15 protein-coding genes and 1 pseudogene are annotated in these 16403 nt (G+C 62.0%); 7 read left to right on the plus strand and 9 right to left on the minus strand.

Features of this window, described 5'->3' with window-relative positions:
* From HFK74_RS22540 to HFK74_RS22555, 4 genes and pseudogenes are all read right to left on the minus strand, one after another.
* A pseudogene (locus tag HFK74_RS22540) lies at window positions 1-575 on the minus strand (glycine dehydrogenase (aminomethyl-transferring)); the annotation flags it as partial.
* A gap of 9 nt (window positions 576-584) precedes the next feature.
* Window positions 585-968 carry a glycine cleavage system protein GcvH gene (gcvH, locus tag HFK74_RS22545; protein WP_008055767.1) on the minus strand — a complete coding sequence of 128 codons (384 nt, stop codon included), beginning with the start codon at window positions 966-968 and terminating at the stop codon, window positions 585-587.
* A 407-nt stretch (window positions 969-1375) separates the two neighbouring features.
* Window positions 1376-2884 carry a sigma-54-dependent transcriptional regulator gene (locus tag HFK74_RS22550; protein WP_180205405.1) on the minus strand — a complete coding sequence of 503 codons (1509 nt, stop codon included), beginning with the start codon at window positions 2882-2884 and terminating at the stop codon, window positions 1376-1378.
* 69 nt (window positions 2885-2953) lie between these two features.
* On the minus strand, window positions 2954-3868 hold the full coding sequence (locus HFK74_RS22555) for a LysR family transcriptional regulator (RefSeq protein ID WP_008055764.1): 915 nt from the start codon (window positions 3866-3868) through the stop codon (window positions 2954-2956).
* A 150-nt stretch (window positions 3869-4018) separates the two neighbouring features.
* On the opposite strand from HFK74_RS22555, the gene speB reads away from it, so the two are divergent.
* From speB to HFK74_RS22580, 5 genes are all read left to right on the plus strand, one after another.
* Entirely contained in the window at window positions 4019-5020 is a 1002-nt protein-coding gene (gene speB, locus HFK74_RS22560; RefSeq protein WP_008055762.1) for an agmatinase, read from the plus strand.
* 55 nt (window positions 5021-5075) lie between these two features.
* Window positions 5076-6584: an aldehyde dehydrogenase gene (locus tag HFK74_RS22565; protein WP_180205406.1), complete on the plus strand. Its 1509-nt coding sequence runs from the start codon at window positions 5076-5078 to the stop codon at window positions 6582-6584.
* A gap of 199 nt (window positions 6585-6783) precedes the next feature.
* Window positions 6784-8364: a cytosine permease gene (locus HFK74_RS22570; protein ID WP_180205407.1), complete on the plus strand. Its 1581-nt coding sequence runs from the start codon at window positions 6784-6786 to the stop codon at window positions 8362-8364.
* Window positions 8361-10049, plus strand: a complete 1689-nt coding sequence (gene betA / locus HFK74_RS22575; protein WP_180205408.1) for a choline dehydrogenase — start codon at window positions 8361-8363, stop codon at window positions 10047-10049. Before HFK74_RS22570 ends, betA begins: the two co-directional genes overlap by 4 nt.
* 178 nt (window positions 10050-10227) lie before the next feature.
* Window positions 10228-10686, plus strand: coding sequence for an N-acetyltransferase (locus HFK74_RS22580; RefSeq protein WP_180205409.1), 459 nt, complete (start codon window positions 10228-10230; stop codon window positions 10684-10686).
* A gap of 1 nt (window position 10687) precedes the next feature.
* On the opposite strand, the gene HFK74_RS22585 is transcribed toward HFK74_RS22580, so the two are convergent.
* Together HFK74_RS22585 and HFK74_RS22590 are read right to left on the minus strand one after the other, a co-directional pair.
* The gene (locus HFK74_RS22585) at window positions 10688-11005 is read right to left on the minus strand and encodes an NIPSNAP family protein (protein WP_180205410.1); all 318 of its coding nucleotides are present in this window, start codon (window positions 11003-11005) and stop codon (window positions 10688-10690) included.
* Between the two features lie 16 nt (window positions 11006-11021).
* The gene (locus HFK74_RS22590; protein WP_180205429.1) at window positions 11022-11906 is read right to left on the minus strand and encodes an AraC family transcriptional regulator; all 885 of its coding nucleotides are present in this window, start codon (window positions 11904-11906) and stop codon (window positions 11022-11024) included.
* A 155-nt stretch (window positions 11907-12061) separates the two neighbouring features.
* Here HFK74_RS22590 and HFK74_RS22595 point away from each other — a divergent pair, with 155 nt between their 5' ends.
* On the plus strand, window positions 12062-12781 hold the full coding sequence (locus HFK74_RS22595) for a cysteine hydrolase family protein (RefSeq protein WP_180205411.1): 720 nt from the start codon (window positions 12062-12064) through the stop codon (window positions 12779-12781).
* A gap of 381 nt (window positions 12782-13162) precedes the next feature.
* Here the strand turns inward: HFK74_RS22595 and HFK74_RS22600 are convergent, their stop codons facing one another.
* On the minus strand, window positions 13163-14068 hold the full coding sequence (locus tag HFK74_RS22600) for a LysR family transcriptional regulator (RefSeq protein WP_180205412.1): 906 nt from the start codon (window positions 14066-14068) through the stop codon (window positions 13163-13165).
* A gap of 130 nt (window positions 14069-14198) precedes the next feature.
* On the opposite strand from HFK74_RS22600, the gene HFK74_RS22605 reads away from it, so the two are divergent.
* Window positions 14199-15029, plus strand: coding sequence for an oxidoreductase (locus tag HFK74_RS22605; RefSeq protein ID WP_180205413.1), 831 nt, complete (start codon window positions 14199-14201; stop codon window positions 15027-15029).
* 57 nt (window positions 15030-15086) lie between these two features.
* On the opposite strand, the gene HFK74_RS22610 is transcribed toward HFK74_RS22605, so the two are convergent.
* Together HFK74_RS22610 and HFK74_RS22615 are read right to left on the minus strand one after the other, a co-directional pair.
* Complete coding sequence (locus tag HFK74_RS22610) at window positions 15087-15488, minus strand: cupin domain-containing protein (protein WP_180205414.1); 402 nt, start codon at window positions 15486-15488, stop codon at window positions 15087-15089.
* Window positions 15489-15527: 39 nt separating this feature from the next.
* A complete protein-coding gene (locus tag HFK74_RS22615; protein WP_180205415.1) occupies window positions 15528-16277 on the minus strand; it encodes an SDR family oxidoreductase in 750 nt (249 codons plus the stop codon).
* Window positions 16278-16403 lie beyond the last annotated feature (126 nt).

Below are 16403 nucleotides of genomic sequence, written 5' to 3' on the forward strand. Positions count from 1 at the left end.
CCCAATGGCTCGGCACGGGTGCGCAGCACGTCGAGGGTCTGCGGGTGGCAATGCACGGAGGCGAAGAACTGGTGGCTGCCCTTGTTCTTGCTCAGGCGCTTGCAGAAGGTCATGGCTTCGGCGGCGGCGGTGGCTTCGTCGAGCAGGGAAGCGTTAGCGATCGGCAGTCCGGTGAGGTCGCTGATCAGGGTCTGGAAGTTCAGCAGTGCTTCGAGGCGACCCTGGGAAATTTCCGGCTGGTACGGGGTGTAGGCGGTGTACCAGGCCGGGTTTTCCAGGAGGTTGCGCAGGATCGGCGACGGCGTGTGGGTGCCGTAGTAGCCCTGGCCGATGAAAGTCTTGAACAGCTGGTTCTTACCGGCGATGCCTTTGATCATCGCCAGGGCGTCGGCTTCGCTCAGGCCGTCTTCGAGGCCAAGCACGCTGGTGCCCTTGATGCTGTCGGGAATGACGCTGGCGCTCAGGGCTTCGAGGGAGTCGAAGCCGAGGGTGTTGAGCATGGCCTGCTCGTCACCGGCGCGGGGGCCGATGTGACGGGCGATGAATTCGTTACGGGTGTCGAGGAGGGCGGTCATGGGCAGTCCTCAGGCGTCGGTCTGGTCTTGGATCAGGCGGTCGTAGGCGGCCTGATCCAGCAGTTGGCCGACCGCGGCAGCGTCAGCGGGCTGGAAACGGAAGAACCAGCCTTCGCCCAGCGGATCTTCGTTGACCAGTTCCGGGTTGCTGTCCAGTTCCGAGTTCACGTGCAGCACCTCACCGTCCAGCGGCATGCCGATGCTGCTGGCGGCTTTCACCGACTCCACGACCGACACTTCGGTACCGGCGTCGAAGCTGCCCAATTCAGGCACCTGAACGAACACCACATCCCCCAATGCCTGTTGGGCAAACGCCGTGATGCCAACGGTGACCGTGCCATCAGCTTCTGTACGCAGCCATTCGTGTTCGACGGTAAAACGCAATTCGCTCATATCAACTCCTCATTGTTCAGACTCATCCGCTGCAGGTGGCGGAGGCGATGGGCAGGCTCGGGTGTGGGTAGCGAGCTTGGCTGGAGGAGAGATAGCAAGGGCGGTGCCAAGGTTGATTAGTTGTTTTAAATCAATGGCTTAGTGATTTATTGGGCAAGTTGATGCGCGGTTGCCGTATTGAAATCAAGACAGGCACGGGAAGGGAAGGGGCCGAAGCCCGGTGTAGACAGGTTGAAAGGGTTTTGTCTTGATTTCGATACGCTGTATCGATTTACACACAATACAACAGGCACACCCCATTCCCTGTAGGAGTGAGCCTGCTCGCGATTGGGGTGCATAGAAAACAATGATGTTGACTGACAGTACGCTATCGCGAGCAGGCTCACTCCTACAGGGGGCGAGGTGAGTCAGGACTTGTTGGGAATCCCGTATTTGCGCAACCGAATGGCTATCGCACTATGGGACGTTTGCAACCGCGCCGCGAGCAAGCGGCTGGACGGATAGCTGCGATAAAGCTGCTCCAGCAAATTCTTTTCAAACCCTTCGACAGCCTCCTCAAGGCTGCCCACCTCGCCATCGTTTCGGCGCTCCACAGCGGTCCTGGCGATGTCGAGGTCGTCGATGTCCACCAGCGGGTTTTCGCAGATCGCCGCGGCGCGAAAGATCACGTTTTGCAGTTGCCGTACGTTGCCCGGCCAGCGGTTGCCGAGCAGGGCGGGGAAGGTGCTGGGCGCCAGGCGGCAGACCGGGCGCTGGATCTGCGCGCAGGCCTGCTGCATGAAGTGCTGGGCCATCAACAGGATGTCGTGGCCACGTTCGCGCAGCGGCGGTACTTGCAGGTTGAGGACATTGAGGCGGTAGAACAGGTCTTCGCGAAAGTGCCCTTCGCCGACCATTTTTTCCAGGTCGCGGTGGGTCGCGCTGAGGATCCGCACATTGACCTTGACCTCGCGATCGCCACCGACCCGACGGAAGCAGCCATCACTCAAGAAGCGCAGCAACTTGGCTTGCAGGTACGGCGACATCTCGCCGACTTCGTCGAGAAACACCGTGCCCTGGTCAGCCAGTTCCAGCAGCCCGAGCTTGCCGCCCCGTTGCGCCCCGGTGAACGCGCCGGGGGCGTAGCCGAACAGCTCGCTTTCGGCCAGGCTCTCCGGCAACGCCGCGCAGTTCAGGGCCAGGAACGGCTTGTCACGGCGACCGCTGATTGCATGACACGCCCGGGCCACCAGCTCCTTGCCGGTGCCGGTTTCACCCTGGATCAACAGCGGTGCATCGAGGGCCGCCACCCGTTGTGCACGGGCCTTGAGCGAGCGGATCGGCGGCGACTCGCCGAGTAGCGCATCGAAACCTTCAGCGTGGTCATGGTGCAGCGCCGACAGGCGTTCGCCGATGCGGTTCGGTTGATAGAGGGTGAGCAGGGCGCCAGCGTCGGTGATCGGCATGGCATCGAGCAGCAAGGTGTGGCCGCCGAGGCTGACCTCATGCATGGGCAGGCGAAAATGGTGGGCGATCAAGGTGCGTTGCAAGTCGGCGTCGTCGAACAGCGTGCCCAACGATTCACCGGCCGGCTCGCGACCGCACAGGGCGATCAATGCCGGGTTGGCCAGCAGCACGTGCCCACGATCATCGACTGCCAACACCGGGTCGGAACTGGCGGCGAGCAAGGCATCCAGTTGCAGGCGCCGACGTTGGCCGGGAAGGATGTCGACCATGGTCACCGCCTGCACGCCGCGCACGCCGAACAGGGCCTCGCGCAACTCTTCCAGCACGTCGCTGCCGAGGGTCGGGGCGTCGATGTAGACGTTCGGCGGCACCATCTCCACGGCGTCCAGATTGAAGCTGCGCCCGCCGAGCAGGGCGAGTACTTCCTGGGTGATGCCGACGCGGTCGATGAAGGTGACGTGGATGCGCATGACGGGCCTGCAAGATTGGCGAACAGAAATCAGTATGCCGGGGCGAATTCGAATTTGGCGAGCGTCAGCTCATCCGCTGGCCGTTTTGCGCGCGCTGGCGGCCAGGTCCTCGAGGAACGCCTGGAGGATCGGCGGAGGTGCCACGCCGCGTCGGGTGATCACGTCGAACGGCGACTTCAGCCGCAGGCTCGCCGGGCCCAGTTGATGCATCTCGCCTGACTTGAGCCACTGGGCGGCGAAGTGCTCGGGCAAAAAGCCCATGTAGGCGCCGGAGATGATCAGGATCGCCGAGGCCTCGATGTTGTCCACGGTGGCCGCCGCCTTGTTCACGCCCAAGTGTTCCAGGTCGTACTGCTGCATGTAGCCGCGCACGACGATGCGCCCCGCGGCGATTTCCTCTAGCAGCTCGGCACCTTCGGCCTTGCTCCCGTACAGCGGATGCCGGCGCCCGCAATACAGGCCCAGCGCTTCCTGGTACAGCGGCGCTTGCAGCAGGCCCGGCACATGGATCGGAAAGTGCCCGATGGCCAGGTGCAGGCGGCCGTCGAGCACCCGTTCCTCGAGTTCTGCGGGGGTGCCGACGTACACGTTCAGGTGCACGTCATGCCCGCGCGAGACGAAGCGCTGGGTGGTGCGCGGGATCGGCGAATCGGGGTCGGTGATGGTGGTGTCGATGATCCCCAAGTTGAGCTTGCCGCTGATGTGCTGCTTGAGCACGTCGGCGTCCATGCAGAAATTTTCCACCGCCGACAGCAGGCGCTGGGTGGCTTCGTGAATCGCCACGCCTTGCTCGGTCAGGCGAAAGCCGCTGCGCCCGCGCTGGCAGAGTTTGACCCCAAGGCGGGTTTCCAGGTGGGTCATCTGTTCGCTGATGGTCGACTGCCCGGCGTTCAGCGCGGCCTGGGCGGCCGAGAAGCCGCCGCAGCGGACAATCGTGGCAAATACCCTGAGCAGTTTCAGGTCGACATCGTGCAGCTGGATCATCGGGAACCTCCGGCATGGGATGCATCGGGAATGCCGATATGAGTATCTGATGTTTAGCATTTTTTCCACGAAAACCTGCGCTCATAGTCTTTTCAACGGCGGTCGCCTTGCAGTCCGTCAAGCCGATAACAAGAAGTGGAGAGGCTAGAAATGTCGAACAACGGTTATGAATCCGGTCGCCTGAACCTGCCATTCGTGGGTCATTGCACCTTTGGCAAATCCCCGGTGTGCACCGATTGGGACGCGCTGGATGCCGACGTCGCGGTGCTTGGTGTACCCAATGACATGGGCACCCAGTGGCGCTCCGGGGCACGCTTCGGACCACGCGGGATTCGTGAAGCATCGACGCTGTTTTCCTTCGGCCACGCCGGTGCCTACGACCACGAAGACGACGTGATGTACCTGACGGCGTCGGACGTGCGCATGGTCGACGTCGGTGATGCCGACATCGTCCACACCGACATGGCCACCAGCAACAAGAACACCGAATACGCCGTGCGCAAGATCCTCGATGCCGGTGTGATGCCGGTGGTGCTGGGCGGCGATCACTCGGTGCATGCGCCGGTGATCAAGGCCTTCGAAGGCCGTGGCCCGATCCACATCATCCACTTCGATGCGCACCTGGACTTCGTCGACGAGCGTCACGGCGTGCGTTACGGCCACGGTAACCCGCTGCGCCGCGCCTCGGAAATGAACCACATCGTCGGCATGACCCAGATGGGCATCCGCAACGTCTCGTCGTCCAACCGCGACGACTACGAAGCGGCCCACGAAGCCGGTTCGAAGATCCTCTCGGTGCGTGATGTGCGTCGCCTCGGCGTCGAAGGTGTACTGGCGCTGATCCCGCAGAACATCAACTACTACATCACCATCGATATCGACGGCTTCGACCCGTCCATCGCCCCTGGCACCGGTACTCCGAGCCACGGCGGTTTCCTCTACTACGAAGTGCTGGAAATCATCCAGGCCCTGGCCAAACGCAGCAAAGGCAACATCGTCGGCATGGACCTGGTGGAGGTGGCACCGGTGTACGACCCGACCGGCATGACCTCGATCCTCGCCGCGCAGCTGCTGCTCAACAGCATCGGCTTCATCTTCCACGAGCGCGGCAAGGTGCGAGCGGCCGCTGAAAGCGAAACCTCTCCAGCCTGAACATCGAAACCACAAAGCCCCGGCAGTGCCTGACTGCCGGGCAGAGAGAATAAAAATGGACACGATCGTCAAGAATTACCTGCAGAAGTTCGGCATCAGCGAAGCCACCCAGACCTTCCTCGGCAAAGCGCAGAAGATGTTCATCGGCGGCGCCTGGGTCGACGCCAGCGATGGCCAGACTTCGGAAGTTATCGAGCCCTCGACCGAAGGCCTGATCACCCGCATTCCCATGGGCACCACAGAAGACCTGGACCGCGCCGTGCAAGCCGCCCGTGCGCAGTTCGACGGTGGCGAATGGAGCCAGGCCAAACCGGCGCAGCGCGAACGCCTGATCCAGCGCCTGGCGGACTTGATCGAACAGAACGCCGCGGAGCTGGCGCAAATCGAATCGATCGACATGGGCAAGTCGGTCGCCTTCGCCAAGGACGTCGATATCCAGGGCACCGTCGATACGCTGCGTTATTTCGCCGGTTGGGCCACCAAGCTCCATGGGCGCACCGTCGAGCCGTCGCTGCCGGGCAATTACCTGGCCTATACCCGCAAGGAAGCGGTGGGCGTGGTCGGCGCCATCGTGCCGTGGAACTTCCCGCTGCAAACCATGGCCTGGAAACTCGGCGCTGCGCTGGCCACCGGTTGCACCGTGGTGGTCAAGCCCGCCGAGCTGACCTCGCTGTCGGCCTTGCGTTTCGCTGAGCTGGTGCAGGAAGCGGGCATTCCCGACGGCGTGATCAACATCGTCACCGGGCGCGGCAGCGTGGTCGGCGCGGCCATGACCACCCACCCCGGCATCGACAAATTGACCTTCACCGGTTCCACCCCGGTAGGCCTTACCGTTGGCCGCGCGGCGCTGGACGACATGAAGCGCCTGACCCTCGAACTCGGCGGAAAGTCACCGGTCATCGTGTTTGCCGATGCCGACATTCCGGCCGCGGCACAAGCGGTCGCCAATGGCGTGTTTTTCAACTCCGGGCAGGTATGCGATGCCGGCACGCGGGCTTATATTCATAGCAGCGTCCATGACGAATTCCTGCGTGAGCTGATCGCCTACACACGCACCCTGAAAATGGCCCCGGGCCTGGACCCGGACTGCTTCATCGGCCCACTGGTCTCGGCCCTGCAAAAGCAGCGCGTGACCGAGTACATCGAGACCGGCAAGGCCGAAGGCGCCGAACTGGTCTACGGCGGCCAACCGGTCGATGGCCCTGGCTTCTTCGTCGAGCCGACCATCTTCGCCAACTGCCGCAACGACATGCGCATCGTCCAGGAAGAGATCTTCGGGCCGGTGCTGGTCACCGCACCCTTCGACGATGAGGAAGAGGCGCTGGCCCTGGCCAATGACTCGCCCTTTGGCCTGGCGGCAGCCCTGTATTCCAACGACCTGGGCAAGGTGCACAGCCTGATACCCCGCCTCAAGGCCGGCTCGGTCTACGTCAACGCCCACGGCACCCTCGACCCGTCGATGCCGTTCGGCGGCTACAAGCAGTCCGGGTTCGGCAAGGACCTGGGCGCCGAGCAGCTCGATTACCTGCTCGAAACCAAGGCGGTGTGGATCACGCTGCCGTGAGTCATGGCTGACTCTTTGAACGACACAAACCCTGTGGGAGCGAGCCTGCTCGCGAAGAGGCCGGCATATCCAGCATCAATGTCGCCTGACACATCGCCTTCGCGAGCAGGCTCGCTCCCACAGGTACCCCCACAGGGATGTCGTTCACCCGAAAGAACGCGGTTATCTCGTCATGATCTTCCAACAATAAGAGTCCATCATGAACACTAACGCCAAGTCCGCCACGAGTGTCTCCTCCCTCGACGACAAGTCCGTCGTCGAGGGACATTCGATTGACTTCATCCCCGAGAACGAGCGCACCGACAAGCTGTCGAGCCAGGGCCCGTTCTGGTTCCTCGGCAATTTCACCTTCTTCACCATGACCATCGGCTTCGTCGGCCCAAGCGTCGGCCTGACCGCGCTCTGGACCACTCTCGCCGGCACCCTGGGCATCATGTTCGGCACGCTGTTCATGGCGTTTCACGGTTCGCAAGGCCCGCACCTCGGCCTACCGCAAATGATCCAGTCCCGTGCGCAGTTCGGGTACCGCGGCGTGATCCTGGTGCTTTTGGCAACGCTGTTCGTGTTCGCCGGGTTCAACATCGTCAATCTGGTGCTGATGATGCAGGGCCTGCACACGCTGTTCGGTTTCAACCCCGCGGTGATCGCGGTGGCGGTGACCATCCCGGCGGCAGTGTTGGCGATCCTCGGCCATGACTGGATGCACCGCAGCTTCAAATGGGCGTTGTACCTGTCGCTGCCGCTGTACGGCCTGGTGACCCTGGCGGTGTTGATGGGCTGGGTGCCGGATGCGGTATTGCCGGCGCTGGCGCCAGGCGAAGTGGCCCCTGCGCCGCTGGGCTTCAACTGGACCGGTTTTATCGCGCAGTTCGCGGCGGCGGCGAGTTACAACATCGCCTATGCCCCGTACGTATCGGACTACTCGCGCTACCTGCCGAAGAACACCTCCAGCGGCAAGCTGATTGCCGTGGTGTTTCTCGGGGCTTCGTTGTCCGGTGCGTGGATGATTTCCGTCGGTGGCTGGCTGGCCGATCACCTGCATTCCACTGATGTACTGGTGGCCTTGGGTCAAGTCGGCAACACCGTGTCGCCGCTGATGGGCACCGCGGTCGTGGTGGTGACCATCCTGGCCTTCCTGCCGGTGATCGCGATGAACATCTACAGCGCCAAGCTGACGACCCTGACCTGTGTCGATTCGATCAAGCACATCGAGCCGACCCGCAAGGCGCGGATCCTCGCCATCGCCTTCGTGATCCTGCTGCAACTGGGCGTGGCACTGAGCATCCAGAGTTCCGGCAAAGGCCTGTCGGTGCTCGGCATCTACCTGGTGGTGATGTTGTACTTCCTGGTGCCCTGGACCTCGGTCAACCTCACGGACTACTTCTTCGTGCGCAAGGGCCGCTACGCCATCCCGCACTTCTTCATGCCCTACGGCAACATCTACGGCAGCTGGGGCCTGCGCGGCATCCTCGCCTACGCCATCGGCTTTATCTCGATGATTCCGTTCTTCTACATCTACGACGGCGTCGAACAACGCGAAGTGTATGTCGGCCCGCTGGCCAAGGCCCTGGGCAGCATCGACATCGCCTGGCTGGTGGGGCTGATCGTCTCGGGGCTGGCGTACTACTGGCTGAGCCGCTCGATCGACCTTGCGCGCGAAGAAGCCGTTATCCAGCAGATCGAAAAAACCTCCCCGCAATACACCACTGGCGACACGCTGACCCATAAACAGCAACCACGGCCGGTATTCACTCAATCGACGGTCGGGAGACAATCATGACCACGCAAAAATACGACTACATCATCATTGGCGCAGGCTCGGCAGGTTGTGTATTGGCCAACCGCCTGAGCGAAGACCCGGCCACCTCGGTGCTGGTCCTGGAGTTCGGCGGCAGCGACAAGAGCGTGATCATCCAGATGCCCAGCGCGTTCTCGATCCCGATGAACACCAAGAAGTACAACTGGCGCTACGAAACCGAGCCGGAAACCTACCTCAACGGCCGGCGCATTCATTGCCCACGGGGCAAGGTGCTGGGTGGTTCGTCGTCGATCAATGGCCTGGTGTATATCCGCGGCCATGCCCTGGATTTCGACGAATGGGAATCCCTAGGTGCCCAGGGCTGGGGTTACAAGAACTGCCTGCCGTACTTCAAGCGTGCCGAAAGCTACGAGTCCGGTGGCGACAGCTATCGCGGGCAGACCGGACCGCTGCACACCACCAACGGCAACCACATGAAAAACCCGTTGTACGGGGCCTGGGTCGAAGCCGGCGCCGAGGCGGGCTACATCAAGACCGAAGACTGCAACGGCTACATGCAGGAAGGTTTCGGCGCGATGCACATGACCGTGAAGAATGGCGTGCGCTGCTCCACCGCCAATGCCTATCTGCGTCCGGCCATGGGCCGTCCGAACCTGACGGTGATCACCCATGCGATGACGCGGCAGGTCATCCTCGAAGGCAAGCGTGCGGTCGGGGTCATGTATGACCACGGTGGCCAGACCCACCAGGTGTACTGCAACCGCGAAGTCCTCATCTCGTCAGGGCCGATCGGTTCGCCGCACCTGCTGCAACGCTCCGGTATTGGCCCGGCCGAAGTCCTGCGCAAGGCCGGGATCAACGTGCGCCACGACCTGCCGGGGGTAGGGGAGAACCTGCAGGATCACGCCGAGGTGTACATTCAGTTCGGCTGCAAGGAACCAGTGACGCTCAACAGCAAGATGGACCCGCTGAGCAAACTGATGATCGGCTTGCGCTGGCTGCTGTTCAAGGACGGCCTGGGCGCCACCAACCACTTCGAGGCCGGTGGTTTCATCCGCTCCGAGAAGGGCCTGCGCTGGCCGGACATTCAGTTCCACTTCCTGCCGGCAGCGATGCGTTACGACGGCAACAAGCCAATCAAGGGCCACGGTTTCATGGTGCTCACGGGCCCGAACAAACCGAAAAGCCGTGGCTATGTGCGGGTGCGTTCGGCCGATCCGTACGAGCACCCGGAAATTCGCTTCAACTACCTGGAGCGCGAAGAGGACCGCGAAGGCTTCCGCCGTTGCATCCGCTTGACCCGGGAGATCATCGGCCAGAAGGCCATGGATCGTTTCCGCGATGGCGAAATCGCCCCCGGCGCGCTGGTGACCAGTGACGAAGACCTCGATGCCTTTGTCCGCGACAACCTCGAAAGCACCTACCACCCCTGTGGCTCGTGCCGCATGGGCGAGGACGACATGGCGGTGGTGGATTCCGAGCTGCGGGTGCACGGCATCAAGGGGTTGCGGGTGATCGACTCTTCGGTATTCCCGACCGAACCGAACGGCAACCTCAATGCGCCGACCATCATGCTCGCCGAGCGGGCTGCGGACCTGGTTCGCGGGATGCAGATGTTGCCAGCGTCGGATGTGCCGGTGGGGCTGGTGGAGAACTGGGAAAACAGCCAGCGCACGACCTTGCCAGGGCGTAACGTGCGCGTTTGACACAATCCAATGTGGGAGCGAGCCTGCTCGCGATGAGGCCATCAGATTCAATAGTGATGCTGACTGACCGACCGCCATCGCGAGCAGGCTCGCTCTCACAAGGGTATCAATGCATTCAGGAAAATTTCCATTGTAGTTGCTAGGCTGTAAATCCTTGAGACCGCAATGGAGCACCCTCATGGCTATCCTGGCCCTGCGCGCCGACGCTTCCCACATCGACACGATCGCCCCGTTATTCGACGCCTATCGCGGCTTCTACGGCCAGCCGTCGAACCTGCCCCAGTCCCGCCACTTCATCGCCGAACGCATTGCCCGTGACGAGTCGGTGATCTTCTTCGCCGAGGACGCCAACGGCCAGGCGCTGGGTTTCGTGCAGATGTTCCCGACCTTTTCCTCCATCGACGCGCACCGCACCTGGCTGCTCGGCGACCTGTTCACCACGCCCGCCGCCCGGGGGCAAGGCGTTGGCACACTGCTGATGAACACCGCTCGCGACTTTGCGCGGTTGATGGGCGCCAAGGGCATGACCCTGGAAACCGCCACCGACAATTTCAGTGCCCAGCACCTGTACGAGTCACTGGGCTATGTGCGCGATCCGGGTTACTACACCTATTGCCTGGACCTGCGACAAGACTGAATCAGCGATCCCGTTCGCCAAACACCGGCCGCAAAAAGCTCCGCTCATAGCTGAGGATGAACTTTTTATCTTCGGCGAGTTTGAAGGCGGCAATGCACTCTGGGTCGCTCATCGATTGTTGGCGGTAACTTTCGTAGGCCGCCAGGCTTGGAAAGGTGAACATCGCCATGGCGATGTTGTTGGCGCCTTCGGACGGCAGGAAATAGCCGTGATGCTGGCCGCCGAATTTTTCCACCAGGGGAATCCACAGTTTGCCGTAATGCTCGAAGGCCTCGAGCTGGTAGGGGTCGATAACGTATTTCAGGTAGCACGTGATCATCGGTTCTCTCTCCGGGTTAAAAATTTTCAGCAGATTGTACGACCCGCACCGTCAGCGGCGGCACGTCTTCGCCTGTTTCACAGCCATCGCGCTTGAGCCATTCGGCCGGTGGCAGCCCCACCACATTGAGGAAGGTTCGGGAAAACGAGGCTTGGGAGCTGTAGCCGACCGTCGCGGCAATCACCTTGATCTGCACCCCGTCGCGCAACAGGTCCTGGGCCAGTTTCATGCGCCAGGCGGTGACGTAGCCCATCGGCGAAATGTCCATGATCCGGGTAAAACACGCCGAGAACCTGGATCGGGACATGTTCGCAAGGTGGGCCAGCTTCTCGACGGTCCAGAGCGCTTCGGGCTCCTGGTGAATCCGGTTGAACACCGCCCCGAGGCGTCCGTCCTGAAGGGCATACAGCAAGCCGCTGGATATCTTGCCCTCCATGACCGAACGCCGCACCAGCAGCACGAAAAGGTATTCGAGCAGCAGGTTCAGCGCCTTGGTCCGGCCGGGGGCCTGGCCGTGGAATTCGCCGACCAGGTTGCCGATCAGCGGTGCCAGGTTTGCAAGCGTCCGGAAGGGAAATACCAACGTCTCCTTGAGCCCGAGCGGGAAGGGCTGCAGGGCATTGCGTCCGAACCGGAACGAAGCGCAAATCAGCTCGGCGCCCTCGACCGAACTTGAGCGCAACTGGTAGCGACAACTGCTGGGACAGAACAGCACGCTGGGTTCGCTGATCGCGATCTTCGGCAGCCCCGGCTGCACCATGTCGATGCCGCCGCGACTTATCACATGGATGAACGCCATGCCCGGCGGCTTGTCGAGCACCAGCGTGCCATCCACAGGGCCTGCAAAGAACAGCCGGCCCTGCAGGTGCGTGCGCTCGAAGAATTCGGAAAGGATATCCATGTTAGAGACGCCCGGGTAAAGACGCTGTACGTCCTGGCAAAAGTGCGGCAGGGCGCGGCCGTAGGATGAAGTTCTCGCCGCCGATGGTAGACAACAGCCCTTGTGGACGCCATGGCGCAGCGCGATTTTCTCGTCCACGACCGGAGTCTTTTGCCATGAGTAACGATTCGAGCCGCACCGTCCCGCCGTACGCCGACCCGACAGAGCCAGCGCTGCCAGACCCGGGCATGAAGCTCGACCTGTCCCGCGCTGCACTGGTGGTCATCGACCCGCAGATCGACTTCCTCAGCCCCGAGGGCGTGAGCTGGAGCGTATTTGGCAAGAGTGTCGTCGAGCACGATGTGGTCAACCACCTCGGGCAGTTGTTTGCCGCTGCCAAGGGCGCGGGCATCACCGTCGCTGTTTCCCCGCATTACTACTACCCGTGCGACCACCAATGGGATTTCGGCGGGCCGCTGGAAAAGGTCATGCACAGCATCTGCATGTTCGATCGCAAGGGGCCGCTGAGCCTCGACGGTTTCGAAAACTCCGGTGCCGACTTCATGCCCGAGTTCAAGCCGTACATCCTCGACGGCAAGACCATCATCGCTTCGCCGCACAAGGTGTATGGTCCTGAAACCAATGACTTGGCGCTGCAACTGCGCAAGCACGGCGTTTCGCAGGTCATCCTGGCGGGCATGGCGGCGAACCTGTGTGTCGAGTCGCACTTGCGTGAGTTGCTGGAGCAGGGCTTTGAAGTGGCCGTGGTCCGCGACGCCACCGCCGGGCCGAGCACGCCTGAAGGCGATGGTTACCTGGCTGCGCTGATCAATTACCGATACATCGCCAATGCGCTGTGGACCACGGCGCAGACCCTGGACTATCTCAAGGCCTGATTGGCAGCCGTACACCTATCCCCTGTAGGAGCCAGGCTTGCCGGCGAAGGCGCCGCCAGCGTCGAGGCAAGGCTTGAGGCCGTCTTCGCTGGCAAGCCAGCTCCTACAAAGAGGCAGACGCAAACCCTGTAGGAGCCGGCTTGCCGGCGAAGGCGTCGTCAGCGGCGAGGCAAGGCTTGAGGCCGTCTTCGCTGGCAAGCCAGCTCCTACAAAGAGGCAGACGCAAACCCTGTAGGAGCCGGCTTGCCGGCGAAGGCGTCGTCAGCGGCGAGGCAAGGCTTGAGGCCGTCTTTGCTGGCAAGCCAGCTACAAAGAGGCAGACGCAAACCCTGTAGGAGCCGGCTTGCCGGCGAAGGCGTCGTCAGCGGCGAGGCAAAGGCTCTATTGTGAACCGACCTCCCGAGCGGCACGGGCAAACTCGATGAACGCCTTGAGCGTTGCTGGCACATACCGTCGGCTTGGGTAGTACAGATGCAGGCCAGGGTAGTAGGGGCACCAGTCGCCCAGTACCTGGATCAGGCTGCCGTCGGCAATCTGCGCCTTGACCATGTCTTCGAAGATGTACGCCAGGCCCACCCCTTGCAACGCCGGGCCGACCATCAGGCTAACGTCGCCCAGGGTCAACGGGCCGTCTATCTCGATTTCCTGGGCGATCCCACCCCGTTCGAACTCCCAGCGATACATCGCGCCACTGGGGAAACGATGGCGGATGCACGGCAGGCCATGCAAATCCTCGGGTTTTTGCGGAGCGGGATGTTTACGGAAAAATTCCGCTGAGCCCACGACCACCGAGCGCATGGAGCTGCCAATCGGCAGGGAGACCATGTCCGCCTCCAACCGAACGCCGAAGCGCACACCGGCGTCAAAACCCTGCGCCACCACATCGACCAGCGCATCGTCCGTCACGATCTCCAGTTTCACGTCCGGATAGGCTTCGAGGAACCGGCTGGCAAGCGGCAGCAACACCAGTTCGGCGGCCTGGCGACCCGCGGTGATTCTCAGGTTGCCCGAGGGTTTGTCGCGATAATGGTTCAGGTCTTCCAGGGCATCGTCGATATCGCGAAAGGCCGGTTTGAGTCGCGCAAAGAGGCGCTCGCCGGCTTCGGTCAGGCCGACGCTACGGGTGGTGCGGTTGAACAGCCTGACCCCGAGCCGGTTCTCCAGGGTACGCACTGCATGGCTCAGCGCAGAAGGCGTCAGCCCCAGTTCGACCGCTGCCCGGCTGAAATTCAGGTGAGTGGCCACGCACAGGAAGGTCGAGAGGTCGGCTGCCGAAGGCGCTTTCATATGTGAATGCCTTTCACAAAGTCATGCAATATTGCTGGGATTATCACATCAGTAAGTCAGTTTTAAAGTGACGTCAACTCATCAAGAAAGCCCGGCAATAACGCTCGGGTCGCTGACAGGAGGAGTTGAAATGCGTACTTGGTTCATTACTGGGGCTTCCCGTGGTTTTGGTACTCTCATCGCAGAACGTGCTCTGCGTGCTGGCGACGCGGTGATTGCCACGGCGCGTAAACCCGAAGAAATAATCGCCAGGCTCGGCGACCATCCCAACCTGCTGGCCGTGCGCCTGGACGTGACCCGCGAGGAGCAAGCGCACCAGGCCGTGGCAGAAGGCATCAAGCGTTTCGGCCGCATCGATGTACTGATCAACAATGCCGGGTTCGGCGTGTTGGGGGCGGTAGAGGAAACCAGCGCCAGCGAGACCGAGCGTCTGTTCGCCACCAACGTCTTCGGCGTACTCAACGTGACCCGGGCGGTGCTGCCGCACATGCGTCGCCAGCGTAGCGGGCATGTGATCAACATTTCTTCCATCGGTGGCTACCAGGCCTACATGGGCTGGGGTGTCTACGGTTCCACCAAGTTTGCGGTAGAAGGCATTACCGAAGCGCTGCACCAGGAGCTGGCGCCGCTGGGGATACACGCCACGGTGGTCGAGCCGGGCTTCTTCCGCACGGACTTCCTCGACGAGCAGTCGCTGGTGAAGACCGCGCTGGAACTGTCGGACTACGATGAAACCGTGGGTGCCATGCGCAAGCATGCCGAAGCCGCCAACCATGCCCAGCCGGGCGATCCGGTGAAGTTCGCCGAGGCCATGCTGGCCCTGGTCAATGCGCCGAAGCCGCCACAACGGCTGGCACTGGGCAGCGATACCATCGCGCGCATCGAAGCGAAAAACCGCTTTGTCGCCCAGGAACTGGCCGAGTGGAACGAGTTGGCACTGTCTACCGATTTCAACGACTGATTGCAGGAAACAAAAATCCGGACCCCTTCACAGGGCTCCGGATTTTTTTGCATGAACTCAATCGACCGGAATGACCGGCGGCTTGCCCTGTTCCTTCAACAGGAATACGACAAATTTGGCCGGCTTGTCCTTGCTGGCATTGCGGCCCACCGTGTGGATGTCATCGGGGCCTTCGTGGAAGCTTTGTCCGGGCATCAGTGTGACTTCCTTGCCACCCTTGACCCCCATGACGATGGAGCCTTCGAGTACATAGATGAAACCGTGGGCGTCATGCCGGTGAACCGGGTCGGCACCGCCCGGTGGGTATTCGACGGTAAGCATCAACACTTCCTTGCCGGGGTACTCGGGTAGCGCGGTGACCGACACTTCCTTGACGTCCGGGGGCGGCGCGTCGGCGGCCAGGACCCGGGCCGGCAGGGTGGACAGTGCAAGCAGGGCGAGGAGAACGTGGGTTCGCATGGGACGCTCCTGATGAAGTTGGCGGGTTAGTGCTGACTGCTAGGCGCTGGTGCTCTTGAGCCACTGGTCGAAGTGAGTCTTGCCGAGGAGCGGATTGGCGCCGGGTGTCAGCGACTGGTCATTGATAATCGCGCCGTAGTATCCGGCGCTATCGTCGGTGATCACTTCGCGCGTATCCCCGTTGTGTTGCAGATAGGTTTTGGCAAACGCCACCAACGGTTGCTTGTCGGGCCCCGCCACCTCCTCGGTCTTGCCAGTGGGCGGCGCCACGGCAATCTTGGCCAGTGCCGCGGCGACATCGGCCGAGGCAATCGGCTGCAGGGCGGCGGAGGTCAAGCGAGCGCTGTCGCCTTGCATGCTGTATTGGACAATGGCACCAATGAATTCGAAAAACTGCGTAGCGCGCAGGATCGAGTAGGGCACACCGGCGTTCTTGATCAATTCCTCCTGGGCCATCTTGGCGCGAAAGTAGCCACTTTCGAGCATCCGTTCCGTACCCACTACCGAAAGTGCAACGTGATGCTTGACCCCGGCGGCCTTTTCGGCGGCGGCCAGGTTGCGCCCGGATTTTTCGAAAAATTCGAGCACGGCGGCATCTTCGAACGAGGGGGAGTTGGCGACGTCGACCACCACCTCGGCGCCTTGCAGGGCGGCCTGCAATCCTTCCCCGGTGACGGCATTGACGCCGGTACTCGGCGTGGCGGGCACCACATCATGGCCACCTTCGCGCAGGCGTTTGCACAGTTGTGTTCCGATCAAGCCGGTACCGCCGATGACGACAATTTTCATGATTGAGCCTCCGTCTGTTGGTGTGGGCATGCCGCGCACGATGTGAGTAGCTAGTCTAGGCGGGCGAACGCGGGGCGTAGGTTGGCGGGATGGACGGCAGGCTTGGCTCTCGTGCGCTGAAAAGCT

This window comes from Pseudomonas sp. SbOxS1, from assembly GCF_013416725.1.
GTDB lineage: Bacteria > Pseudomonadota > Gammaproteobacteria > Pseudomonadales > Pseudomonadaceae > Aquipseudomonas.